General features: G+C 52.2%; 23 protein-coding genes and 1 pseudogene. 8 read left to right on the forward strand and 16 right to left on the reverse strand.

The window, feature by feature from the left end; all coding sequences use genetic code 11:
* Window position 1: 1 nt before the first annotated feature.
* The 10 genes from ACLW56_RS00445 to pspA form a co-directional block, all read right to left on the reverse strand.
* A complete protein-coding gene (locus ACLW56_RS00445) occupies window positions 2–790 on the reverse strand; it encodes a sugar phosphate isomerase/epimerase (RefSeq protein ID WP_330981852.1) in 789 nt (262 codons plus the stop codon).
* A gap of 15 nt (window positions 791–805) precedes the next feature.
* Window positions 806–1,855 carry a zinc-binding alcohol dehydrogenase gene (locus ACLW56_RS00450; RefSeq protein WP_330981853.1) on the reverse strand — a complete coding sequence of 350 codons (1,050 nt, stop codon included), beginning with the start codon at window positions 1,853–1,855 and terminating at the stop codon, window positions 806–808.
* Between the two features lie 29 nt (window positions 1,856–1,884).
* Entirely contained in the window at window positions 1,885–2,727 is an 843-nt protein-coding gene (locus ACLW56_RS00455) for a carbohydrate ABC transporter permease (RefSeq protein WP_330981854.1), read from the reverse strand.
* Window positions 2,714–3,595, reverse strand: coding sequence for a sugar ABC transporter permease (locus ACLW56_RS00460; RefSeq protein WP_330982096.1), 882 nt, complete (start codon window positions 3,593–3,595; stop codon window positions 2,714–2,716). Before ACLW56_RS00460 ends, ACLW56_RS00455 begins: the two co-directional genes overlap by 14 nt.
* Before the next feature lie 18 nt (window positions 3,596–3,613).
* Window positions 3,614–4,903, reverse strand: a complete 1,290-nt coding sequence (locus ACLW56_RS00465) for an ABC transporter substrate-binding protein (protein WP_330981855.1) — start codon at window positions 4,901–4,903, stop codon at window positions 3,614–3,616.
* Window positions 4,904–4,915: 12 nt separating this feature from the next.
* A complete protein-coding gene (locus tag ACLW56_RS00470) occupies window positions 4,916–6,583 on the reverse strand; it encodes a sugar phosphorylase (RefSeq protein WP_330982098.1) in 1,668 nt (555 codons plus the stop codon).
* A 205-nt stretch (window positions 6,584–6,788) separates the two neighbouring features.
* Window positions 6,789–7,010, reverse strand: a complete 222-nt coding sequence (pspD, locus tag ACLW56_RS00475) for a phage shock protein PspD (RefSeq protein WP_330981856.1) — start codon at window positions 7,008–7,010, stop codon at window positions 6,789–6,791.
* Between the two features lie 14 nt (window positions 7,011–7,024).
* Window positions 7,025–7,384 (reverse strand): envelope stress response membrane protein PspC, encoded by a 360-nt coding sequence (pspC, locus tag ACLW56_RS00480; protein ID WP_330981857.1) that lies wholly within the window; start codon window positions 7,382–7,384, stop codon window positions 7,025–7,027.
* Window positions 7,384–7,605, reverse strand: coding sequence for an envelope stress response membrane protein PspB (gene pspB / locus ACLW56_RS00485; RefSeq protein ID WP_330981858.1), 222 nt, complete (start codon window positions 7,603–7,605; stop codon window positions 7,384–7,386). Before pspB ends, pspC begins: the two co-directional genes overlap by 1 nt.
* A 53-nt stretch (window positions 7,606–7,658) precedes the next feature.
* On the reverse strand, window positions 7,659–8,327 hold the full coding sequence (gene pspA, locus ACLW56_RS00490; RefSeq protein ID WP_330981859.1) for a phage shock protein PspA: 669 nt from the start codon (window positions 8,325–8,327) through the stop codon (window positions 7,659–7,661).
* A 156-nt stretch (window positions 8,328–8,483) separates the two neighbouring features.
* On the opposite strand from pspA, the gene pspF reads away from it, so the two are divergent.
* Window positions 8,484–9,467: a phage shock protein operon transcriptional activator gene (gene pspF, locus ACLW56_RS00495; protein WP_330981860.1), complete on the forward strand. Its 984-nt coding sequence runs from the start codon at window positions 8,484–8,486 to the stop codon at window positions 9,465–9,467.
* Window positions 9,468–9,516: 49 nt separating this feature from the next.
* Window positions 9,517–9,660, forward strand: a pseudogene (locus ACLW56_RS00500) (IS5/IS1182 family transposase); the annotation flags it as partial.
* Window positions 9,661–9,943: 283 nt separating this feature from the next.
* Here ACLW56_RS00500 and ACLW56_RS00505 read toward each other — a convergent pair.
* Entirely contained in the window at window positions 9,944–11,404 is a 1,461-nt protein-coding gene (locus ACLW56_RS00505; RefSeq protein WP_330981861.1) for a hypothetical protein, read from the reverse strand.
* A gap of 529 nt (window positions 11,405–11,933) precedes the next feature.
* Here ACLW56_RS00505 and ACLW56_RS00510 point away from each other — a divergent pair.
* From ACLW56_RS00510 to sapF, 6 genes are all read left to right on the forward strand, one after another.
* The gene (locus ACLW56_RS00510; protein WP_330981862.1) at window positions 11,934–12,059 is read left to right on the forward strand and encodes a hypothetical protein; all 126 of its coding nucleotides are present in this window, start codon (window positions 11,934–11,936) and stop codon (window positions 12,057–12,059) included.
* Window positions 12,060–12,185: 126 nt separating this feature from the next.
* Window positions 12,186–13,835, forward strand: a complete 1,650-nt coding sequence (gene sapA, locus ACLW56_RS00515) for an ABC transporter substrate-binding protein SapA (protein ID WP_330981863.1) — start codon at window positions 12,186–12,188, stop codon at window positions 13,833–13,835.
* Window positions 13,832–14,797, forward strand: coding sequence for a putrescine export ABC transporter permease SapB (gene sapB, locus ACLW56_RS00520; protein WP_330981864.1), 966 nt, complete (start codon window positions 13,832–13,834; stop codon window positions 14,795–14,797). The genes sapA and sapB overlap by 4 nt, the downstream gene beginning before the upstream one ends.
* Window positions 14,784–15,674 carry a putrescine export ABC transporter permease SapC gene (sapC, locus tag ACLW56_RS00525; protein ID WP_330981865.1) on the forward strand — a complete coding sequence of 297 codons (891 nt, stop codon included), beginning with the start codon at window positions 14,784–14,786 and terminating at the stop codon, window positions 15,672–15,674. The genes sapB and sapC overlap by 14 nt, the downstream gene beginning before the upstream one ends.
* A complete protein-coding gene (sapD, locus tag ACLW56_RS00530; RefSeq protein WP_330981866.1) occupies window positions 15,674–16,666 on the forward strand; it encodes a putrescine export ABC transporter ATP-binding protein SapD in 993 nt (330 codons plus the stop codon). The genes sapC and sapD overlap by 1 nt, the downstream gene beginning before the upstream one ends.
* Window position 16,667: 1 nt before the next feature.
* Entirely contained in the window at window positions 16,668–17,474 is an 807-nt protein-coding gene (gene sapF / locus ACLW56_RS00535; RefSeq protein ID WP_330981867.1) for a putrescine export ABC transporter ATP-binding protein SapF, read from the forward strand.
* A gap of 214 nt (window positions 17,475–17,688) precedes the next feature.
* Here the strand turns inward: sapF and ACLW56_RS00540 are convergent, their stop codons facing one another.
* The 5 genes from ACLW56_RS00540 to ACLW56_RS00560 all read right to left on the reverse strand — a co-directional run bounded on the left by ACLW56_RS00540 (window position 17,689) and on the right by ACLW56_RS00560 (window position 23,182).
* Entirely contained in the window at window positions 17,689–18,324 is a 636-nt protein-coding gene (locus ACLW56_RS00540) for a LuxR C-terminal-related transcriptional regulator (RefSeq protein WP_330981868.1), read from the reverse strand.
* A gap of 61 nt (window positions 18,325–18,385) precedes the next feature.
* Window positions 18,386–18,910, reverse strand: coding sequence for a fimbrial protein (locus tag ACLW56_RS00545; protein WP_330981869.1), 525 nt, complete (start codon window positions 18,908–18,910; stop codon window positions 18,386–18,388).
* A gap of 17 nt (window positions 18,911–18,927) precedes the next feature.
* The gene (locus ACLW56_RS00550) at window positions 18,928–19,881 is read right to left on the reverse strand and encodes a fimbrial protein (protein ID WP_330981870.1); all 954 of its coding nucleotides are present in this window, start codon (window positions 19,879–19,881) and stop codon (window positions 18,928–18,930) included.
* A 55-nt stretch (window positions 19,882–19,936) separates the two neighbouring features.
* Window positions 19,937–22,465 carry a fimbria/pilus outer membrane usher protein gene (locus ACLW56_RS00555; RefSeq protein WP_330981871.1) on the reverse strand — a complete coding sequence of 843 codons (2,529 nt, stop codon included), beginning with the start codon at window positions 22,463–22,465 and terminating at the stop codon, window positions 19,937–19,939.
* Window positions 22,466–22,504: 39 nt separating this feature from the next.
* Window positions 22,505–23,182, reverse strand: a complete 678-nt coding sequence (locus ACLW56_RS00560; RefSeq protein ID WP_330982099.1) for a molecular chaperone — start codon at window positions 23,180–23,182, stop codon at window positions 22,505–22,507.
* Between the last annotated feature and the right edge of the window lie 52 nt (window positions 23,183–23,234).

Here is a 23,234-nt window from a genome sequence, read left to right on the forward strand (position 1 = left end):
CTTAGCACTCACGCAGGTAGATAAGGGAACCCTGATAGGCTTTGGCCGGATCGTCAGCACGTACGCGGCATTCATACACCACGTAACCCGGATATTTATCCTCACGCAGTTGGTCGAACAACGCCGTGAAATTCAGGCTGCCGCTGCCTGGCTGATAGCGGTGATTGTCGGCGATATGGACGTGGCCCAGCAGATCGCGGTTGGCATGCAGCGCCTCAGCAATGTCATCTTCTTCGATATTCATGTGGTAGAAATCACCGATGATCTGCGTATGCTTCAGAGCATTTTCCGTGATGTAACGACGCGCATCCGCCAGGGTATTGATCATGTGATCCTGATAGCGGTTCAACGGCTCCAGCAGCACGGTCGTGCCGGTGCGCCCTGCGACTTCATCCAGAAAACGCAGAGAATCACTGACGGCTTTTCGATCGCCATCGAGACTGCGCGGTGACGTCATTGGCGGCAGACGAAAGGTAAACATGCCCCAGGCAGCGGGCACCACGATGCCCTTGCCGCCCACTTCAGCCAGCGCTTCTAGAATGCGCGCAATCTGCTGTAAACCATTGAGACGACGCTCTTCGATAAAATCACCGATCCAGCCGTCATAGCCACCGCACGCCGTGGTGACAGGCAGCCCTGTCTCTTTGATTGCCGCTTTGACTTCAGCCAGATTGTTGACCAGCAAGCGACCGTCGATTTCATAACCGTCAAAACCCATCGCTTTGATATAGCGAAACTTCTCCAGGATGTTTTCCGGGAAAAAAGCCTGATTCTGTGTTGCGATTTTCATGTTCTGCTTCCTTGCTTAAAAAATGACGCCCATTTTGATACTCAGCTCTGGCTGCTTATCGACGAATTTCATGTAGCTTTCCGGGCTTTCGCTGAACGGCACAACCGGATCGATCAGGTCTTCACAGTTCAGGTAGCCGTTCATCAGAAGTTCCCAGCAGGTCTCTTCAATGCGCTTGCGGTTCCAGCGTGGATAGTCCGGATTTGGCTCGCTGCACGCGCGGGAAAACACGATTTTGGCGTTGTTGAAGTGCGCTTCACGGCCGAAGTTCAGGCCATTGAACGGCTTCGCAAAAGCAACATACGAAATGGTGCCGCCGTAGGCCAGACCACGTAGTGCCGATTGCAACGCATCGCCGTGACCACTGGTTTCGATGATCACGTCCGCGCCCTGCTTGCCGGTCAGCTTTTTGATTTCAAGCCCAACGTCGGTGCCCATCGGGCTCATACAGACATCCGCGCCATGGCGGCGGGCAATCTCACAGCGATGTGAAATCGGGTCAATGCCAATGACCACCGATGCCCCGGCTTTCTTCGCCAGCTGCACGGCTATTTGGCCAATCGCGCCGAGGCCAATCACCACCACGAAATCCCCCACGCGGACGTTGGCATCGCGTACGCCACTCATCGCGAACTGCGCCGGGTCATAACAGACAGCATTCTTCCAGGATGCCCCTTCCGGCATCTTGCGCAGCTTGTAGTTATCGACCGCGTTAACAATGACGGTTTCCGCCAGCGGGCCGTAACAGCACACGCTGTCGCCTTCGCGATAGTCTGTCACCGCCTCACCACACTGAATCACGTCGCCGACCACCATGTTACCGAGCTGGAATTTGCCAAACTCGATACCACGCGGCGCGTTGGCGTCACGAGCCGTAAACAGTTGCCATTCAGCGTTGAACTCTTCGTCGATAAACGGGCTGGCGGCGCGGAAATCCACCACTTCCGTTCCGTGCTTCGGCGCCCCGTAGCGCACGCGAATTTTCACTTCATTTGCCGCAACCTGAGCATCCTGATAGTCCACTAAAGCCGCGACTCGCGGGGCCGTTGCTACTAATTTTTTCATCACTTATTCCTTGTCAAAAACTGGCCGCCTCAGCCCTTAACGCCACCGGCGGTCAAACCACTTTTGATAAAGCGCTCTGAGAGCGCGTACATGATCACGACCGGCAGCGCTGTCACCAGCGAAGCTGCCATCATTCTTCCCCAGATATAGTCAGGGGTGCTGAACAGCGTGTTGAGCCCTACTGGCAGCGTGAAGTTTTCCGCGCTGGAGAGGAAAATCGAGGCAAACAGATAGTCATTCCACGCCACCATAAAGCAGTAGACAAACACCGAAATCAGCCCGGACATTGCCAGCGGCACGGTGATGCGGAAGATGATCTGAAAACGGTTCAGGCCATCCATCATCGCCGCTTCTTCGATCTCATTCGGGATGGTGTCGAAGTAACTTTTCAGCATGAAAATGGCCGTCGGTAGCGTCTGCGTCACCATTGTCAGGATCAGCGCCAGCTCGGTGTCGTAGATACCAAGCGCGGTGATGATTTTGAACAACGGCACCACCAGCAAAATGCCGGAGAACATATAGACGGTGTAGAAGCTGGCGTTAATGGTTTCGCGACCGCGAAAACGCAATTTCGACAGTGCCCACGCTCCGAGCGTCCCGAGGAACAGCGCGATGGCAGACGAAACAAGAGACACCACCAGGCTGTTGCGGAAGTAGCTGACGAACGGAAAGATCAGCGGATTAAAAATGTCGATGTAATGCTCGAACGTCCACTCGCGCGGCAGCAGCGTCGGGTGCAGCGAGATGGCTTCTTTCGCACTTTTGAACGAGGTCATCAGCATCACAAAGAACGGAAACAGCGTGAAGCCCAGGAACAGCGCAAGGCCGAGGTAAAACAGCACGCGGTTCCAGCGACGTTTATTTGTTGCCATTTAAGTTCACCCGTTTTCTGGTCAGAAGAATGACTGCAAAAATAATCACAAACAGCACCACGGAAATCGCCGCCGCTTTGCCCAAATCGTTAAAGGCGAACGCGGTCTTGTAGAGATAGACGCCGAGAATATCGACCTTCGTCGTCAGCAGATAAACGTCGGCGAACATGTAGAACATCCAGATGGTGCGCAGCGTAACAACCGTTGCCAGTACCGGCATGATTGCTGGCAGCGTGACGATGCGAAAACGCTGCCAGGCATTCGCGCCGTCCATCTCCGCCGCTTCATACAGCGACTTGTCCACGGTCTGCAAAATCGCCAGGAACGAGATGAACGCATACGGGAAATAGCGCCAGATGGCGAACAGCACCACCAGCACAAAACTGCTGCCCGGGTTGTCGAACCACAACGGCGCTTGCTTATAGAGTCCAAGCAGATCCACGCCCAGATAGTTCACAATGCCGTAGCCGTTGTTGAACATGTATTTCCAGGCGAACACCAGCGAGATCGAGGGCGTGACATAGGAGAGCAATACCAGCGAACGCGCGGTTTTACGCAGACGAAACTCGCGGTTGAAAAAAATCGCCACGCCCAGCCCCAGCGCCGTGCTACCCAGCACCACCAGCGCGGTGTACCAGAAGGTCATCCACAGCGAGTGCCAAAAACCCGGGTCACTCAGAATACGGATGTAGTTATCCAGCCCGACAAACGTCGACTCGATACGCGGGTTGAGCGGCAAACGCAGGAAGCTTATCTCAATATTGGAGAGCATCGGCCAGGCCACCAGCCCTGCCAGTAGCAGCAGACTGGGGCCAAGCAACATCAGTGCAAACGGCAAGTCGGAGCGGCCCGACATGAACTTCTTCATCATTCGGTGTTCCGCCTTTTAGGGCTGCTTAACAAGGGCATCAAGCCGTTTCTGGCCATCCGCCAGCAGGGGCTCGACGGGTTTTTTACCAACGGTGACGGCATTCACCATCGCGCTTATCACGCCGGAACCTGTCACATCCCCCATGCGAGTGAAGTTTTTATCCCCCACCGCGCCAAACACCTTCACGTTCGGGAATTGGGCAATCAGCTCGTACGGCAACTGACCAAAAGCCTTGATCACCTCGTTCTCTTTCCAGGTTGCGGTCTCAACCACGCTTTTGGTCATTGGCAAGGCAGCGCCTGGCGACATCATTACCCAGTCGGCGGAGTTCTGCGGTTTCTCCATCCAGGTGACAAATTTTTCTGCCGCTTCGGTCTGCTGTTTTTCCAGCCCGGAGGTAATGGTCAATGAGGTTACGGTGCCGTACACCGCGGGGGACGCTTCCGTCGGCACCATAAAGCCGATTTCAGACGGTTTGCCCTCTTTGTAAACAGCCGGGAGAATGTAGGTGGAATAGATGGCCATTGGCGCTGAGCCGTTCATAAAGGCATCTTTGATCTCCATGACATCGTTGGAGCCTGGCATCGTGGTGGTGGCTAAATCGCGGTAAAACGTCAGCGCACTGCGCATTTCTGGCGTATCCAGGGAGATGTTGCCATTGCGGTCAAACACGTTGGCGTTATTCGACAACGCAAACTGCGAGAACGCCTGCTCAGTCATCACGCTTTCCGCCGTCGGCATCGCAATACCATATTTTTTCTTCGTCGGATCGCTGAATGCCTTGCTGGCCGTCAGCAGTTCCTGCCAGTTGCGAGGTTCAGCGATACCCGCCGCCGCAAACACATCTTTGTGATACCAGACGCCCTGGATCCAGGCGCTGATTGGCGCTCCTGTCCACGCTTTGCCATCTTCGGTGCGCACAATTCGCAGCACGCCGTCATAAAATTGCGCTTCGCCAGTATCCGTAATCGCCTTCGCAACCGCATCACGGTCCAGCAGTTGTTCTTTATCCAGTACTTTGGCGTAATCGTGACTGACTTCCATCACCGCCGGTAGCGCTCCGGTTCGCGCCAGGGTAATCACTTTGGTATTAAAAGCATCTTCTTCGACGGGAACAGGTTTCACCACAATGCCTGGATTTTCCTTTTCAAAACGTTCGATCAGCTGATTAATAACAGCCTGACGTTCCTGTTCCACCGAAGAGTGCATAAATTCGATCGTGACGGTTTTATTATCATCCCGACAGCCTGAAATCAGGGTGCAGGAAACCAGTGCTGTTATCAGCACCGTTTTCGCTATTTTCATTTTATCGTCCTTTTAGGTATTCCGAATCCACATGACTTGCCACGGATCAAGGGTTAAATTTGAAGTATTAATATCAACCCCGTTAATTAACTCCCTGGCGTTTTTACATTCATGAATTATTGTCTGCGGCCGCTCGCTGAAATTAAATAGTGCGGTCAGCTTTCCGTTATCTCGTTTAATTTGTAAGACGTGTTCATTCAGTGTTGAAAATTCGGCTTCCGCATCGGGGTGGAAAGCAGGCAGTTCCCGACGCAGCGCCAGCAGATGACACAATTGGTGATACACCCGTACACGCAAACCGCCGCCAATCGCCATCTCGCTTTCTATCTCAGCCAGATCATATTTCTGACGGTTGATGGCACGGTTATAGCCTGCCGTTTCCACGCCAGCATAATCATTACGCGAGCCCAGAATACTTTGAATGTAGAGAGCCGGGACGCCCGGGAAGCTCAGTAACAGTGCATGGGCCAGCACAAACCGCGCCAGACGATCGTCGTCGCTGCTCTCCTTTGGACTCAGTGCGTCCATATAGGTGACGTTGATTTCGTAAGGGCTGCGGGTCCCGTCCGGGTTGTTTTTCCAGTTTACCAGCGCCCCCTGTTGCTGCAGTTTGTCCACCAACGTCAGGATCTCATCTTCCGGCAAAATACCACGCAGCGGATTAAGGCCAATGCCGTCATGAGAGGCGAGGAAGTTGAACCAGGTGGTCTGCGACGAGGGCAAGGTCAGCCCCTGTGCCCAGCGGCAAAGGGTTTCTACTTTCGTCGTGTGCATCGCATGCAGCACCAGTGGCGGCAATGAGAACTGATAGACCATCTGCGCTTCATCCGTGCCGTCGCCGAAGTAAGCGATGTTGTCTTTGTGCGGGACGTTGGTCTCAGTGATGATGACGGTGCCTGGCGCCACCTCTTCGGTGATGGCACGGAACAGTTTGATCAAAGCATGCGTTTGCGGAAGATGAATACAGGATGTGCCGGGAACTTTCCACATAAACCCGACGGCATCCAGGCGCACATAGTCTGCGCCTTCCTGCAGATAATGCAAAAGCACCTCCACCATCGCGAGCAGGACTTCCGGGTCGCCAAAGTTAAGGTCTATTTGATCGTCGCTGAAGGTGGTCCACAGATGGCGAGTGGTGCCGTCTTTCAGCGTGAAGGGGGTCAGTAAAGGGAGCGCACGCGGGCGCGTCACCGCGCTGAGATCCATTGCCGGGTCAACGGCAAGGAAGAAGTTTTCATAGCCTGCCTCCTGACGCAGATAACGGGCAAACCAGTCACTTTTTGCCGACATGTGATTGCAGACAAAGTCAAACATCAGCCTTGAAGACTGTTTCAGGTCGGCAACATCCTGCCAGTCGCCGGTGTCGGGCGCGACCTGATGGTAATCCATTACGGAGAATCCGTCATCGGACGACCACGGATAAAAAGGAAGAAGGTGCACGTGAGAAAAAGAATTTTTCAACCACTGATTATAAAACTGGGTAAATACTGGCAGGCTTTTCCTGCCCTGCTGGCGAAATTGATCGGCATAAGTAATAAGGACCACATCCTGCTGATCCCAGTTTCTTTTACGCGGCGCATTAATAGATTCCTTCGCCTTTTCGATATTCGCAAAAAGTCGGTCCTGATGTGCCGGTGAAAATGTTTCACCGTAAAGGTTAGCGAGCAGAGATTTAATCATTTTTGTCACGTTTCATTTTCCATGGTAGCGGTCCCACGAAGGGGAATCTACTCCCACGAAAATGGGTTGTCAACGCAACAACAAGCGGAAAAAACGTAAAATCGGGGTTCAGCGAGGCCGCAGTTCATTTATTGTGAACTGACGCAAATAATAAAGAAATTTGTTGCAGAGATAAGCTTGCGAGGGGGAGTGCCCTCCCCCGTTTTCAGGAGAAATACTTGCGGGACATCCGGTTTGCCAGACGAGCCAGCACAGGCTCAAGCGCCACAGCAAGTAACATCTTCAGCGGCCGACGCACCACTGATTTGATAGCCCAACCGGCAACGCCCGCCGGGCCGTAACGCAGTGCAGTCAGCAACACCAGCTTGCCCGCAATTTTCAGGCCGGGTTTCACTTTCTGCCCGGCTCGCTGCCAGTTTTGTTTCATCAATTCACTCTCCGTTAAAGCTGACGGAAACGGCTACGTAAAGAAAAAGTATCTGAGGTGACATAGCGTTCCATCTCGCGCAGGCGCTTTTCGCCCGCGGCCAGTTCGGCGTCTACGGCACTCAGCAATTCGCCGCTGCCCGGCATTTTTTCACCGTACATTTCAGTGTCCGGGATAGGATCGAGTGCAAACGTCAAAATGAGGTAAGCCACGACCACAAAGAAAAACAGACCAAAAATCATCGCCAGCACGGTAATCAGACGCACCAGTTTCACCGGAACGTCGAGCCAGTGCGCAATCCCGGCACACACGCCCTTCACCATGCCCTGCTGCGGAATACGCCACAGCTTTTTACTGAAATCTAATCCCGCCATTATTTTTCTCTCCAGTTCGGATGTTCCGCATCGAGAATGTCTTCCAGCGCCTGGATACGTTCACGCATCCGTTTGGCTTCGTCCGTCAGTTGGCCCAGACGCTGCTGTTCGCTCTGTGAGAGTTCATCGCCGGAACGGTTGCTGTAGTGCAGCCACAGCCAGACCGGCAGGACAAAAAGCACAAATAACGTCAGCGGTATGGCAAGAAAAAGCGCGCTCATGAGGTCTCCTTACAGATGATGAGCGGCGGCACATCGCGTGCCGCCGGGCAATATTATTGATTATCCTGCTTCATTTTGGCGCGCAGTTCAGCGATTTGCGCGCTGATATCGTCGTCCGCCTTCAGGTCGGCAAACTGCTGATCCAGCGATTGTTGCTTACCAAAACGGTGGCTTTCCGCTTCGGCTTCCATGTGATCAATGCGGCGCTCGAACGATTCAAAACGCGCCATCGCCTCATCAATCTTGCCACTATCAAGCTGACGGCGCACATCGCGGGAAGAGTTTGCCGCCTGATGGCGTAGCGTCAGCGCCTGCTGGCGAGCACGGGTTTCGCTCAGCTTGTTTTCCAGCTCGCCAATCTCGGTTTTCATCCGAGTCAGCGTTTCATCCACCAGCGTGATTTCATGTTCCAGGCTGGTAATGAGATCGGTCAGCTTCTGTTTTTCAATCAGCGCGGCACGCGCCAGATCTTCTTTCTCTTTGCGCAGTGCCAGCTCAGCTTTTTCCTGCCATTCGGCCTGCTGTGCGTTTGCCTGCTCTACGCGGCGAGTCAGTTGTTTCTTCTCCGCCAGCGCGCGGGCTGAAGTGGAGCGCACCTCGACCAGCGTGTCTTCCATCTCCTGAATCATCAGGCGGACCAGTTTTTGTGGATCTTCAGCCTTTTCCAACAGGGAGTTGATGTTGGCGTTCACGATATCGGCAAAACGAGAAAAAATACCCATCATTCACATCCTCATACGTCGTTATGTTATCGGGCATGGCCCTGCTGATGGGTTATTGCAGGTTGCGTGCCAACTTTTTATCTTGTTGATTTATCTGGTTGTGATTGAATCTTCGCCACACTGCCGCTACAGTAAAGTGGTCAATTACACTAACGAGTGGTGAATTTCATCATGGCAGACTACAAGGATAACCTGCTCGGCGAAGCGAACAGCTTTATCGAGGTGCTGGAGCAAGTCTCGCGGCTCGCCCCGCTGGATAAACCCGTGCTGATCATCGGCGAACGCGGCACCGGGAAGGAGCTTATCGCCAACCGCCTGCACTTCCTCTCTTCCCGCTGGCAAGGGCCGTTTATCTCGTTGAACTGCGCGGCACTGAACGAAAACCTGCTCGATTCGGAGCTGTTTGGTCACGAAGCGGGAGCCTTTACCGGGGCGCAAAAACGCCATCCCGGACGTTTCGAACGCGCCGATGGCGGCACGTTATTCCTCGACGAATTAGCCACCGCCCCGATGCTGGTGCAGGAAAAACTGCTCAGAGTGATTGAATACGGCGAACTGGAACGCGTGGGCGGCAGCCAGCCGCTGCAGGTCAACGTGCGTCTGGTTTGTGCTACCAATGCGGATTTGCCGCAGATGGTCAGCGATGGCACCTTCCGCGCCGACCTCCTCGACCGGTTGGCATTCGACGTGGTTCAACTGCCACCGCTGAGAGATCGCCAGAGCGACATCATGCTGATGGCAGAACACTTCGCCATCCAGATGTGCCGCGAGCTAAAAATGCCGCTGTTCCCCGGGTTTACTGATCACGCCAAAGAGACCCTTCAGCATTACAGCTGGCCAGGCAACATCCGTGAGCTAAAGAATGTGGTCGAGCGCTCGGTGTATCGCCACGGCAACGCAGACGAACCGCTGGATAACATCATCGTCGACCCGTTCCAGCGCCCGGTTGCTGCTGAGATTAAGGCTGAAAAAAGTGAGCTAACGCTGCCGCTGGATCTTCGCGAGTTTCAGCAACAGCAAGAAAAAGACCTGCTGCAACAAGCCTTACACCAGGCCCGCTTTAATCAGAAAAAAGCAGCGGAGTTCCTGGGGCTGACTTATCACCAGCTTCGGGCTTTGTTGAAGAAGCATCAGCTTTGAGCGGGTGTTGCAGGGAACAATAGAGAGCGTGAATTACCTGAGCGATATGGCCCCTGAAAGCCAGTTTGCGCTGCGCCTTCTGGACGGTATTGGTGTACAGCGTCAGAACGGCACGGTGCTGGCTGACAAGGCGTACTCCAGTCACGCATTGCGTAATGAACTGAAAAACAGAGGCATAAAAACAATCCCCCCGTTAAGCACAATTCTCTTCACGTGGGATAAGCTCCGTTTTAAGCAATGACACAATTTTAATTACAGTCTCAGTAAGGAATTTGCGAGTGACCGTATCGAGGTTCCGGGAAATATTGATTCAGCGTATGCCCCCAAGAAAAGGTCGCATTAAAACTAAAGTTGTCCTCTGACCTGGATGCGTCTGAAGGACAACTTTTTCAGAGGTAATTCACTATATTTCTGAGATTATATTTTGTCGCTTTCACCTGCAACATTCATTGAATAGACGACATTGATAGTTTGCATCAACATGCACATACGCAACCTTCCAGTTCCAATGTGTATGAACCATCCGAATTATTGATTAATGAATTTATATTAAAACTATATGGACGCGAACTACTCAGTTCTGCAGTCATTATTCCTGTATGGGTATTATATGTGAATGTTACTTCAGTCTGCCCTAACCACTGAGCGGTTCCGTCACTGTTTAATTGGCCGTAGCGTAAAATAACAACACTGCCTAACACACCAGGAGCAATTGGGTTTTCAAGCCCCTTATCAAAGGTACTCATAATAGGTAATGAAACATCAGGATTACCCGTGCAGTAGAAATTAATCTTAGCTCCTTCTATACCTTCATGATTATATTGAGAGCTTATAATTAAATCTTGCCATGCAGTTGGGTTGCTGGTATTGGTTATTCTCAGATATACAGGAGAAACACCGGAATTAAAGACTAAGGCATTTATATCTTTAGTAAAAGAACTAAATTCTGTGGTTATGTCAGCCACATTGCTGTTCAAATATGTTGACACGGAATAGTTATTAAAATTATAGGCAAGGTCATCAAACGAAAATTCTGTCCATGCAATAACCTTGCTATCCAAAATCTGTTCTGGATCTATTTCTATAGATTTTAGATACCATTCACCTGTCGGAGAACTCATTAGAAACCACATATCATTATCGCATTCAGATGCATAACCCTGATAATTAGGGTCTTTATAAACTACGCAATATGGAGTAGGTAATGTGATCAGAAAATCTACCATAAAATTATTTTCGGTGATTTTAGTTACCGCACCCCATGAATATGAAGTGCCATCATTATCATAAGGTTCACTTGATACAGTGACAGTATCATTGTTATAAGAAACACTTGTTAAAAATGATGCTCCAATTATTTCTTTTAATCCACTGGTCAGTGTGTACTGATCGGGCATTGAACGTTGCGGGGTAGGAATTGGCATTGGGTGCATGTAAATGTAGGAAGAAATAACAGTGGACAATAAATTTGTTCGGTTAAGAATGGCTAGCGTTCCGGTCTTACTTTCTTGATCGAAATCATATGCTGCCATTTGCATATTATCAGGCTCCGTCGCTGCTGCGGATAATCCGCATAGATAACCTCGCTGAGAATGCTGGTCAACATTCATTGATACCACAATATCGTCAGCCACAAGTGGCATGATATAGCATTCATGGGTTGGGTCAATGAATGTAATGAAGGAAGCAAAATCAGGTATATCATCTGTTGTATAGAACTCTTGATAAAGATCTAAAACACCAGGGATCGGAGGGGAAAGAGTTTCCTGAGGGGCGGATACAAATACTTCATTCCCATTTAACCTGGCCGACCTATATTCCCAGGTGCTGTCGGTTGCTATCTGTATATTATCGTGAGGGGCAACTTCCAGAGTAGTTCCTTGATAATTTACATCAGTGTACAATATAACATTTCCTGTCACTTTATCGTCTTTCATGATTATCCTTCCTTTATTTTGAAGTTTAAAAAACAGTAGTAGAATATTGTTCATTTCTCTGGTAAACCAGAATTCCTTCCGTACCTGGGGATGATAACGGTAATTGCAAGTTACCCATCGAATCTAATCGCTGAAGGTAAAGTGAAAAACCGTCGTCCGGATTGAGCCAGCGAATAAAGAAACCGCCATCGGCAGATGATGTTATTTTTTGTCCAGACCCCCTACCAGGGTTAGCCGCGATAAGGCCGTTTGATGAATCATCTGACCATATAATTTATCCCCTCACTGATTTAACAGATTGTTAAACCAGAAGTATGCCTGGTATGCTTTTGAACAATGCTCTTTTCTTACCCACGGATGAAGCATAATGTGGCTTCTCCCCGCCCTAAATGGCGAAGATTCCCACGTCAACGAGCTGAACCGTAACAACAGTGACATCGTTATTTACATCGTCGCTGTTCACAATTTCAATGGACAATTCTGTATATAGAGTGAAGGTATTCTGCGCAGGTCACTATCTGTAGCACCGATGAAAAAGCCACGATTCACCGAAGAGCAGATTGTCTTTACCCTGAAGCAGGCTGCGCTGGGATGGATGATGCCTTCTGAATTCGCCGAAAAATCTGCCGGTTGCCAGAATATGCAGCCAGACTGAAGCCGGTTATTCCTGATTATGGCTGGAGCATATTCCGAGTCAGGGTCAGGGTTGATCACAGAGATTTGTACCTGGCCGTGAGAAGTGCGATACACTTTGCAGATCGGTCTGAATTATGAAGAAATTATGCGCCTGAATTTATCCGCCTTACTGGCAGCAATGGGATTACTGTGTGGCAGCGCCATGGCCGCCACGCCTCCAGCACTGGCCCCGCACGGCGACATTCGTGACAGCGGATTTGTCTACTGCGTCAGCGGACAGGTGAATACCTTTAATCCGCAGAAAGCGGGCAGCGGCCTGATTGTCGATACCCTTGCGGCACAGATTTACGATCGCCTGCTGGATGTTGACCCTTACACCTATCGTCTGGTGCCTGAACTGGCTGAAAGCTGGGAGGTGCTGGATAACGGCGCAACCTACCGCTTCCACCTGCGCAACGGCGTTCAGTTCCAGAAAACTGCCTGGTTCAAACCCACCCGCGCGCTGAATGCCGATGACGTGGTGTTTACCTTCGAGCGTATTTTCAACCGCAATCACCCGTGGCATAACGTCAACGGGCCAAACTTCCCCTATTTTGACAGCCTGCAGTTTGCCGACAGCGTTGAGAGCGTGCGCAAACTCGACAGCCGTTCCGTTGAATTTCGCCTTAAGCGCCCGGATGCGTCGTTCCTTTGGCATTTAGCCACCCATTACGCGTCGGTGATGTCGGCGGAATACGCGGCGAATCTCAGCAAAATCGACAGGCAAGAATTGCTCGACCGCCAGCCTGTCGGCACCGGGCCGTATCAGCTTGATGAATATCGCGCAGGGCAATACATTCGCCTGCAACGCCACCCTGAGTTCTGGCGCGGCCAGCCGTTGATGCCCCAAGTGGTTGTCGATTTGGGTTCCGGCGGCACCGGGCGTTTATCGAAGTTACTGACCGGCGAATGCGATGTGCTGGCGTGGCCTGCTGCCAGCCAGTTGACCATCTTGCGCGACGATCCTCGTTTGCGCCTGACGCTGCGCCCTGGCATGAATATCGCTTATCTGGCGTTCAATACCGATAAGCCGCCGATGAACAATCCTGCTGTTCGGCACGCGCTGGCGCTGGCTATCAATAACCAACGCCTGATGCAGTCGATTTATTACGGCACGGCTGAAACCGCAGCCTCTATTCTGCCGCGAGCCTCCTGGGCTTACGACAATGAAGCTAAAATTACCGAATACGATCCGGTGAAGGCGCGTGAGCAACTCAAGACGCTGGGGCTGGAAAAAATGACGCTGCGGCTGTGGGTACCGACCACCTCGCAGGCGTGGAACCCGAGCCCGTTGAAGACCGCCGAGTTGATTCAGGCGGATATGGCGCAAATCGGCGTGAAGGTGATTATAGTGCCCGTTGAAGGCCGTTTTCAGGAAGCCCGTCTGATGGACATGAACCATGACCTGACGCTGACCGGTTGGGCGACAGACAGTAACGACCCGGACAGCTTCTTCCGTCCGCTGCTGAGCTGCGCGGCGATTGGTTCGCAAACGAACTTTGCTCACTGGTGCAACCGTGAATTTGACAGCGTGCTGCAAAAAGCGCTGGCTTCACAGCAGTTGTCCTCGCGCATTGATGCCTACGACGAAGCGCAGCAGATCCTCGCCAAAGAGCTGCCGGTGCTGCCGTTGGCGTCCTCTTTGCGTTTGCAGGCTTATCGTTATGACATCAAAGGGCTGGTGCTGAGCCCATTCGGCAGCGCCTCCTTTGCGGGCGTCTCGCGTGAAAAAGAGGAAGAGGTGAAAAAACCATGATCATTTTTACTCTTCGTCGTCTGCTGCTGTTGCTGGTGACGCTTTTTCTGCTGACGTTTGTCGGCTTCAGCCTGAGCTACTTCACGCCGCACGCGCCGTTGCAAGGCGCTTCGCTGGGCAACGCCTGGCTGTTCTGGTTTAAGGGTTTGCTGCACTGGGACTTCGGCGTCTCCAGCATTAACGGCCAGTTGATTTCCGATCAGCTTAAAGAAGTGTTCCCGGCCACCATGGAACTGTGCATTCTCGCGTTTGGTCTGGCGCTGCTGGTCGGCATTCCCGTCGGCATGCTGGCCGGGATTATGCGTTCCAAGTGGCAGGATAACCTGATCAGCGCCCTCGCCCTGCTCGGCTTTTCCATTCCGGTATTCTGGCTGGCGCTGCTGCTGACGCTGTTTTTCTCGCTGACGCTGGGATGGCTCCCGGTGTCCGGCCGTTTTGACCTGTTGTACGAAGTGAAAAACGTCACTGGTTTTGCGCTGATTGATGCGTGGCTGTCAGATTCCCCGTGGCGAGATGAGATGATCATGAGCGCCCTGCGCCATATGGTGCTACCGGTGTTAACGCTGGCCGTCGCGCCGACCACTGAAGTGGTGCGCCTGATGCGTCTGAGCACCATCGACGTGTATGACACGAACTATGTGAAAGCTGCCGCCACACGCGGTGTGTCGCGCCTGACTATTTTGCGTCGCCATGTGCTGCATAACGCCCTGCCGCCGGTGATCCCGCGCTTAGGTTTGCAGTTCTCCACGATGCTGACGCTGGCGATGATCACTGAAATGGTCTTTAGCTGGCCGGGCCTGGGGCGCTGGATGATTAACGCCATTCGCCAGCAGGACTACGCTGCGATTTCCGCTGGCGTGATGGTCATTGGCGCGCTGGTGATCATTGTGAACGTGTTGTCTGATATCTTGGGTGCAATGGCTAACCCACTGAAACATAAGGAATGGTATGCCTTACGATAGCGTCTATCTGGAAAAGCGCCCGCCAGGGGCGCTGCGCACCGTGTGGCGTAAATTCTACGGCGATACCACGGCGATGATCGGTCTGTACGGCTGCCTCGGGCTGGCGTTGCTGTGCATCTTCGGCACCTGGTTTGCGCCTTACGGTATCGATCAGCAATTTTTGGGCTACCAACTGCTGCCGCCTTCATGGTCACGTTATGGCGAAGTCTCATTCTTCCTGGGTACCGACGACTTAGGCCGTGATGTGCTTAGCCGTTTGTTGAGCGGCGCGGCTCCGACTGTTGGCGGCGCGTTTGTGGTGACACTTGGCGCAACGCTGTGTGGCCTGGTGTTAGGCGCATTTGCAGGCTCGACGCGCGGTCTGCGCTCTGCGGTATTGAACCATATCCTCGACACCCTGCTTTCTATTCCTTCCCTGCTGCTGGCGATCATTGTGGTGGCGTTTTCCGGGCCGCATTTGCTGCACGCGATGTTTGCCGTCTGGCTGGCGCTGCTGCCGCGTATGGTGCGTTCCGTCTACAGCATGGTGCATGACGAACTGGAAAAAGATTACGTGGTTGCCGCACGCCTGGACGGTGCCACCACGCTGAATATTCTCTGGTTTGCCGTGCTGCCAAATATCGCTTCAGGGCTGGTCACTGAAATCACCCGTGCGCTTTCGATGGCGATTCTGGACATCGCTGCGTTAGGTTTCCTCGACCTGGGCGCACAGCTCCCTTCCCCGGAATGGGGGGCGATGTTGGGCGATGCGCTGGAGCTTATTTATGTCGCGCCGTGGACCGTGATGCTGCCGGGTGCCGCGATTATGGTTAGCGTTTTGCTGGTTAACCTGCTGGGCGACGGCATTCGCCGCGCCATTGAAGCGGGGGTGCAATAATGCCTTTACTGGATATCCGTAACCTCACCATTGAATTTCGCACCAGCGAAGGCTGGGTGAAAGCCGTTGACCGCGTGAGCATGACGCTGGCAGAAGGTGAAATTCGCGGCCTGGTGGGCGAATCTGGCTCGGGCAAAAGCCTGATTGCTAAAGCCATTTGTGGCGTGACGAAAGATAACTGGCGCGTGACCGCCGACCGTATGCGTTTTGATGATATCGACCTGCTACGTCTTTCGAACCGCGAGCGTCGCCGTCTGGTCGGGCACAACGTGTCGATGATTTTTCAGGAGCCGCAATCGTGTCTCGATCCGTCTGAACGAATCGGTCGTCAGTTAATGCAGAACATCCCCGGCTGGACGTATAAAGGCCGCTGGTGGCAGCGCTTTGGCTGGCGTAAACGTCGCGCGATTGAGCTACTGCACCGCGTGGGGATTAAAGATCACAAAGACGCGATGCGCAGCTTCCCGTACGAGCTGACCGACGGCGAATGCCAGAAGGTGATGATTGCGATTGCGCTGGCGAACCAGCCGCGTTTGTTGATTGCCGATGAGCCCACCAACGCCATGGAACCAACCACTCAGGCGCAAATTTTCCGTCTGCTGACGCGCCTGAACCAGAACAATAACACCACCATTTTGCTTATCAGCCACGACCTGCAAATGCTGAGCCAGTGGGCCGATAAGATAAACGTGATGTATTGCGGACAAACAGTGGAAACCGCGCCAAGCGAAGATCTGGTGGCAATTCCGCACCATCCGTATACCCAGGCATTAATTCGCGCCATTCCAGATTTTGGGCGTTCAATGCCGCATAAAAGCCGTCTCAATACCCTGCCTGGCGCTATCCCGCTGCTGGAATCGCTGCCGATTGGCTGCCGCCTGGGGCCACGTTGCCCTTATGCCCAGCGTAAATGCATTGAAACACCGCGTCTGACGGGGGCCAAAAACCACATGTTTGCCTGTCATTTTCCGCTGAACATGGAGAAAGAGTGAGATGGTTGAGACCCTGCTCGAAGTTCGCAATCTGAGTAAAACGTTCCGCTACCGGACGGGCCTGTTCCATCGCCAGACGCTGGAAGCCGTTAAGCCGCTCAGCTTTACCCTGCGCGAAAAACAGACGCTGGCGATCATTGGCGAGAACGGTTCCGGCAAATCAACGCTGGCAAAAATGCTGGCGGGGATGGTGGAACCCACCACCGGCGAACTGCTGATTGACGATCATCCGCTGGAATTCGGTGACTACTCTTTTCGTAGCCAGCGCATTCGCATGATTTTTCAGGACCCATCGACCTCCCTGAACCCGCGTCAGCGTATCTCGCAGATCCTCGATTTCCCATTGCGTCTGAACACGGATTTAGGACCTGAAGCCCGTCAGAAGCAGATTATCGACACGCTGCGACTGGTCGGTTTGCTGCCGGATCACGTGAGTTACTACCCTCACATGCTCGCCCCTGGGCAGAAACAGCGTTTAGGGTTGGCTCGCGCGTTGATCCTGCGGCCGAAAGTGATTATCTGTGATGAAGCGCTGGCGTCGCTGGATATGTCGATGCGTTCGCAGCTGATCAACCTGATGCTGGAACTGCAGGAAAAACAGGGCATTTCGTATATCTACGTGACGCAGCACCTGGGGATGATGAAACACATCAGCGATCAGGTGTTAGTGATGCATCAGGGCGAAGTTGTCGAACGTGGCAGCACAGCGGATGTTCTCGCCTCCCCGCTTCATGACCTGACCAAACGCCTGATTGCCGGGCATTTTGGTGAAGCATTGACGGCCGACGCGTGGCGTAAAGATCGCTAAACCTCGTTTACGCAGAAAGGCAGCGAACTCGCTGCCTCAGATTGCTGACAAAGAAGGAAAAAGCGTGGTTTTTCCTTCTTTGTGGTGAGCTGCCGAAAATCAATGAATTGATTTTCCTTATTTTTTGTTCTGCCACCCATGACAAAACTTCATTCGTTAGAGGTTTGTCATCAGTCTCAGGCAGCGAACTCGCTGCCTTTTTTGTGGCGCATCCTCAATAATTGAAGAATCCCCCAAACTCACTGTTTCTTTTATTCTTCTCGACAAACTTCGCCAGGAACGTCACCAGTTCATAATCGGTCGTCAGGTTAAATTTATTCATCATGTAATACTTATGCGAAAAGATAGACTTGGTGCTGATGGCCAATTCAGCGGCTATATGAAGTATGGGTTCACCACGGTATAATCGAGCCATGATACGATACTGTTGCGGCGAGAGTATTTTATGACGGCAAGTGCCACAACTATTTTCCCGTATATTCCAGCCAGAAACCTGATGCAATTCCCATTCATTAATAATGCAGTGACGAATATCTGCCAGCGACGTATCACGCGCGATAAACTGAATGTCATTAATACAATGTGGCAATGATTGAATGGGGTCGCTCTTTCCACTCAGCACACCAATGATAATACTCTTACTGCGAAACTTAAACTCAGAGAAGCAAGTATAGCTTTCCCCTTTGCACAGTTGAATAATGATGATATCAGCTATACTGACACTTTCACTATTAAACTCCGACAAGAAACATACCCTCTGATTATATTCATGCTCAAATACCTCCGCGAGATACTTTTTCATTCCATGGACAAAAAGCACATCATTGTCTTTGATGAGGACGTTCAACATAACGTTACCCTTACAGCAATAAAAGGCTAAACATCCTTTTAGTTGTTTTTTGTTGCGGACATTATTGGTAGGTGAAGGTGGCTGTTACCACAGCACTGATGGTGCCCGAGGTGACATGCCCATTTTGGCTGTAAGCCCTGGCGCGTAAATTATAGGTATACGCACCACTGATAATATTCCCGGTCAGTGATTTGCCGTCACCCAGGGGATCCCCCGCCTGACTTTGTACTTGTACGGCAATATTATTCGCCGTGCCGCTATTCTGGTACATATCCTCTGGATGGATGCTGTCCGCATTACCGTGCATCGTCATCGTTGCACGTTGAGTGCCAAGTGGGCACGAGACCAATTCAAGTGTAAAGGGAACCCAAGGGGTGGAAGAAGGCGCTGTTTGCAGGTTTGCTGACTGAAGGTTATCCCCCAGATTGACCGATTTTGTCACGCTGTCACTGGCAATCTGACAGGGGGACGCAATAATATCTCCGGTGACATTTAATGCGACCAAATCTTCCGCCTGGCTGCTGAAATCCACCAGCAGTCCGCCCACGGCCATTGCGCTTATCAGACTGAGTTTTAACGCTCTCATCGCCATTCCCTTTTTGATTATTGGTAGGTGATAGTCAGCGTGGCCGAGGCATTCGCGCTGCCGGTGGTCACTGCCGTTTTGGTCTGATAATAACGAGCGATGATTGGGAAGGTTTCCACCCCACCAAACGATTGCTTGAGGACTATCTGGTTATTAAGCTGAAGAGGTGATCCGTTATAAAGAATTTGTACCCCAACACCTTGCGCCACATCATTATTCCCTTGCCCCGTTAATGCCAGAACGCTGGTATCACTAACATCCGGATTTTGAATGCCCGTAAGGCTGACGTTGATATTGACAGCAAAATCGCAATTCAGTCCTAACGTTTGACTTTGTTGTGTTTCGGTTAGAGGTCTACCGGCTGTCGTACCAAAGGAGGATGTCGAAACAGATCCCATTTGAAAATTCAGCGTCGGCGTTTGCAGAGAGCAACCAATAACAATAACGCTGTTGTTTCCGGCACCTAAGCTGAGGTTTAAAAAATTCGACACAGTCGGATCCCCAAACTGCCCTGTTGCCAGTGGCCCAGCCGTTAATGTGCCAGGGGTTATCGGGCCTGTTTTAATCAACGAGATATTATAGCCAGTCGGGTAAACATAGGTTTTTATATTTGCGCCAGAAGAAGTTACGGTCAACTTATTGGGGATCCCATCGACCTTAATGCCTACTCCGGGCAAATTCGTATTATAAACCCCAGTAATCCCTGATAATACTGAACCGAGGTAGACAAATTTCAGGTCAGCGTCGCAAGACTTTTGCCCTGTGGTGGAATAAGCCCAAAGGCTTGCCTGAGCGGTCTGCGCGACTGTCGCGATAACCGCCCCAACCGGAGCGTCCATGGGTACCGCGACACTACCAAAATACATCGTTGCATTAATGGTGGAATCCATCGAGCAGGATTCAGTGGCATTCGCCTGGCTGAGATTAAAACCCAAAATAACAGCCGCTATAATAATGAATATTGTCTTCATCGTTATCTTATAACCTGATAGCACTTTGATCCAGATTTCAGGTTGACCCTGAATATCAATGACAAATAAAGTTTGCGTTTATGACCACGGCATCTTTATTCGGCCCGGGAAAGGCGTAGTCAGCCTTGCATTGCTGTGAGGGTGTCTTTCCCCACGAAACCGCTAAATGCCCCTGTGCATCTAACCCGGCCAGATAAACCTGCCCCCCTTCACCCACGATGGAACCGCCGTGATGAGCAGAAGCCAGCAATGTCACCATCGCCCCAAACGGCACGGGCTGCCCATTCGCCTGGGTTAACGTTATTAATGCCCGAAGGCCGACGTTAGCCACATACTCAGCACGAACAACCGCCCCGCGGGTTGGCGTGACCGTGGTGTTGGTCAGCTCTAACTCCACATCATCAGGTAACGAGTCGGTGCGCAGCGCCACGTCATTTTTACGAAACGGTGTCAGGTTGCTGGTGACGGTATACCCGCGCCAGTCTGTTTTCGCCCCGCTCTGGTTTTGGATGCTGACCCCTTTCGCGCCGGGTGCCTTGATCAGCACATTGGTCTCGCCCAACGGCTGCGACAGCGTCACACCATCGGCATGGGCCATGACCCCACCCTGCAAGCCATAATTCAGACGTTGGTTATGCTGGTTATAGGAATAGCCTGCATTTACTTCGCCGTAGCTGCCTTTATAGTCGCCCGTCATAGTGCCGGTATAACCGACATTGTCGCTGCCATAGCCCTGCTGCACGTTCCAGTTGAGGGCGTTGTTTTCCAGCGCCATTCCGCTGACCCCGATCTGGTGAGTTGTCCCGCCATTTTTGCTGTTGTTCAGGCTGTAATTCACCCAACTGTTGGGCAGAAACTTCTCCAGCGGAACACTGATATTCAACGCCAGTTGCCGATCGTTTTGCCGCGAAGTCTGGCTTCCAGACCCGCTTGAGGTGCCGTTTTGACTCCAGGTGTAGGTCAACCCATAGCTGATCCCTCGCCAGGCATTGTTGTACCCCGCGCTGTATGACTTCATCGCTTGCCCTGAATGCCAGTAGTCTTCCCTTACTGCACTTAACATCAGCGATCCCAGTTCGTTACCCAACGCCTGGCTGACGGTCAATTCCATCCGATTACGGCGACGAACGGGGATAACATTATTGTCGCTGTAGGTATCCAGCACTTCCTGCATGCTGTAATAGCCACTGGTGGAATAGCGGTAGCCCGCAATGGCGAAATTCGTACCGCTCGCCACGATATTTTTGCTGTATCGGGCTCGCCATGACTGCCCGCTGGTTTGTGCGTCGTTTTTGGGTGACGACCACGCCTGAGTGATATCGACGGAAACCGCGCCAATATCTCCCATATTTTTACCCAGCCCAGCGGCAACCGATTGATACTTCGTTGATTCCTGTATCCCACCATACAGCGTGAACCCTTTCGGTAAGCCGTAGATGTTGGTCAACTGCGCAAAGGGGGTTTTATCCACACTGCTGTCGTAAGAACGATAAAGGCCGCCCGTCAGGGCATACTTCGACCGCCCTTCACGTTGCAGCACGGGCAGAGAGGCATACGGCACAACAAAATGTTGTTCGCTGCCATCTGCCTCCTGCACTGTGACCTCAAAATCACCGGCACCGCCTGTCGGGTACATATCCGTAATTTCGAATGCGCCGGGCGCAACCGCGTTCTGATAAATCACATAGCCATTTTGACGGATGACGACCTGAGCATTCGTTCGAGCGATTCCGCGGATAACCGGCGCGTACCCTTTCAAAGAATCTGGCAGCATGTCGTCATCTGAGGCCAGTTGCACGCCACGAAACGGCATACTGTCAAACACATCAGCGGGCGCTGAGCTGTCCCCTGCGGTGAGTTGGGCTTGCAACGGGATCACGTCACGATTCAGGTAGGTATAAACCGTCGCCCACTTATCCTTGCCTTCACTGTCACGGTTCCAGGTCGTGTAATTGCGCAGCCGCCAGGGGCCAATATTGATGCCAGGGCGTAAATTGGCGTATTGAGTATTGCTACTCTGCTGCTCTCCCCAGTTGCTGGTTCCGCTCACGCTGTAATTGAGCATCGCCGCGTTGATGCCTTCATCCCACAATTCTGGCGCGACCCAGCCTCGCACAACCGGCATCAGCGCCGCCTGCGGGATGCTCAGCACCAGACGCTGCGTGCTGAACTGGAAATCGCTGGTCGCCAGAGGAATGGCGGCCAGATTGGCACAATCGCCCTCAGTCTTGAGGGCAGGAAACTGATCTGTTTTTACGCCCCACTGCTTTAGTTGATCGACGCTCAGGCAGGGCACCAACTCACTTTCGCCTTCAGAGTTGGTGCTTGCTGTAAAATCGATATCCACCGTATCAACCAGCTGATCGGCCACAATGACATCGACGTGATAGCGGCCCGCGGCCTGAGAACCCGACTCATAAGCTGAGAGGTCAATTTTGCCCGCGCCCGGATTGTCCAGTTCCAGCAATCCAGGATTGAACGTGTCACGTGCCCAGGCCACCTCCGGGAGACTCCCCAGGGCGAAGGCCATCAGCACAGCCAAACGCCCTGGCCTGCTTGTTTTTAGAGAGTTCGCTATCATCATAACCCTGTGTTCCTTGTGACAACCTTGCAGCGTTCTTCTTTAAAAGGTTGCGCGGTGAGGCTTCCCAGGCCCGCCATAATCATTGATGAGGGTAAACGTCATTGCACCGCCGCCACTCTCCTGGGGCAGTCGGAAACGCGCCGTGGACCCTGGAAGGACGTAACTGACGTCATCGAGTTTTTTGCCGTTCACGGTAATTTCGTTAAAATTCATGACATATGGCGTGGGGTTATTCACCCGAAGTTGGTTCCCTGAGCGTGACCAGGTCAATTTGTCCGCCAGTGATTCGGGTATGTCACCGTTCAATGCGGCAGGGCGATAAATCAGCTTGATTCGCGTTTTCACCGCAATCTGCAATGTATTTTCTTTTTGCACCGCCGCCGGAATGGCTTTTATGTTCAGCCAGTACAATGTCTCTTTGTCTTGTGCCCGCGTCCCTACCATAATAATGCGCTCAACATTCTGACGATTTTTATCCAGACGATATAAAGGTGGCGTAATAATAAAAGGGGTTTTCTCAGCAATGCCATTTTGCGCTTCAATCCACGACTGAATGAGATACGGCGTCGAGTCCGGATTATTCACACTGATGGCAGCTTCTTTTTTATTGCCATCAAAAATAACCCGGGTTCCGCCAATCACCACGCCAGCATTGACCACATTAATACCTGTAGTAAAGACGGCCACGGCAATCAACGTTTTGCTAAGGAAATTCATTTTATACCTCAATAAAAAACGGGGCCTGGCACGGCCCCAGATTTTCAATACT

This window comes from Pantoea sp. sgz302252, assembly GCF_047713085.1.
GTDB lineage: Bacteria > Pseudomonadota > Gammaproteobacteria > Enterobacterales > Enterobacteriaceae > Scandinavium.